Origin of the sequence: Polaromonas sp. DSP2-3-2b2, from assembly GCF_049895905.1 — a bacterium.
Lineage (GTDB): Bacteria > Pseudomonadota > Gammaproteobacteria > Burkholderiales > Burkholderiaceae_C > Polaromonas.
Window position 1 is genome coordinate 1 of record NZ_JAFCTH010000065.1, and the last position, 589, is coordinate 589.

At 65.2% G+C, this 589-nt stretch carries 1 protein-coding gene; it reads left to right on the forward strand.

What is annotated here, in order from left to right:
* On the forward strand, positions 1-589 hold a 589-nt coding region (locus ACP7AD_RS18585; protein WP_426149227.1), incomplete at both ends, for a transposase.

Genomic DNA, 589 nt, shown 5'->3' on the forward strand with positions numbered 1-589 from the left:
GGAGGGCCAATTGGCCCATCGGCGCACGGAACGTGCAGCGCAAAAGCGCAGCCGCCCGCGCGCCCTGGCCGCGACCGGAGCCGATCAGGTGTTCTGCTGGGATATTACGTATCTGCCGACCCAGGTGCGCGGCCAGCACTTTTACCTGTACTTGTTCGAGGACTTGTTCAGCCGCAAGATTGTGGGCTGGCAGGTGTTTGACTGCGAGAGTGCCGAGCTGGCCGGCCAGTTGCTGCGAGACATCTGCACGCGCCAGGGCATCGCCCCAGGCCAGCTGACGGTGCACTCGGACAATGGCGCACCGATGAAGGGCGAGACCATGCTGGTCACCATGCAGCGCCTGGGCGTGGCCCACACGCGCAGCCGTCCGTCCGTGAGCAACGACAACCCCTATGTCGAATCGGCGTTCAGAACCCTGAAGTACCGGCCCGAGCTGCCTGTCAAACCGTTTGAAAACCTGCTGACCGCAAGGCGCTGGGTCACCGAGTTGGCGCACTGGTACAACCATCAGCATCGCCACAGCGCCATCGGCTTCGTGACGCCGGCGCAGCGCCATGCCGGGCTGGACCGGGCCCTGCTTGAGGAGCGC